General features: G+C 68.3%; 1 protein-coding gene. It reads right to left on the bottom strand.

All coding sequences use genetic code 11. The annotated features are described in order from the left end of the window. Window positions 1–804, bottom strand: an 804-nt coding sequence (locus AB4Y68_RS14460) for an IS481 family transposase (RefSeq protein ID WP_441456451.1), incomplete at its 3' end; no start/stop codon positions are given. Window positions 805–898: the final 94 nt, after the last annotated feature.

The following is an 898-nucleotide window of genomic DNA, read 5'->3' on the forward strand; positions in this document are numbered from 1 at the left end:
GGGCCTGGCGTAGGCCCATTCGCGCAGCGTGGTCTGGATGAAGCGCTCGGCCTTGCCGTTGGTTCGGGGTGTGTAAGGCCGAGTTCGGACGTGGCGCGCCCCCGCCTTTAGCAAGGCCGCGCCGAACAATTTCGAGCGATAGGCCGAGCCGTTGTCGGTCATGACGCGCTCGACYGTGACGCCGTGTCGGTTGAGCCAGGCGAGGGCGCGTTCGAGGAAGGCAGTGGTGTCGTGCTGGCCTTCGGAGGGCAGCAGTTCGGTGTAGGCTAGACGCGAGGCGTCATCGACGCAGACGTGTAGGAAGTCCCAGCCCCGGCCGAGGTTATGCGTGCCCGGCCCGCGTCCGGTGAAGCGGTGGCCCACGCCGTTGATCCGGCCCAGCTTCTTGATGTCGAGGTGGATCATCTCGCCGGGGCGGTCGCGTTCGTAGCGGACGATCGGGGGCCTGGGCTCCAGCAGGGCAAGGCGGCCAAGGCCCAGACGGCGCAGGATCAGACCCACCGTCGAACGCGCCATGCCGAGCCTGCGGGCGATCTGGGGACCGGTCATCCTCTGGCGGCGCAGGGCTTCGATTGCCGCCATCCGTCGGGGCTCCGTCCTGCCCGGACATCGCCTCGGCGCCGAGCTGCGGTCGTGATGCCTACGCTCGCCCCCGAGCCGATGCCGGCCCAGCCATTTGCGCGCCGTCCGAACCGACACGCCCGCCGCTTGCGCAGCCGACCGCGTGGTCCAGCCTGCCTCGATCCGTTCCGCCAGCAAGGCTCGACCCGACGGCGTCAGCCGGGCATTCTTGTGCACGTTCATCCGGGGAGCTCTTCGGTTGAGGTTGGTGCTTTGCAACCCCAGCTTCTCAGCCCAACCCCGGGTGAACAACCTTCATAGCTTCGACACCTAGGCG

The sequence above is a fragment of the Brevundimonas sp. 2YAF1 genome (assembly GCF_052114745.1).
Taxonomy (GTDB): domain Bacteria; phylum Pseudomonadota; class Alphaproteobacteria; order Caulobacterales; family Caulobacteraceae; genus Brevundimonas.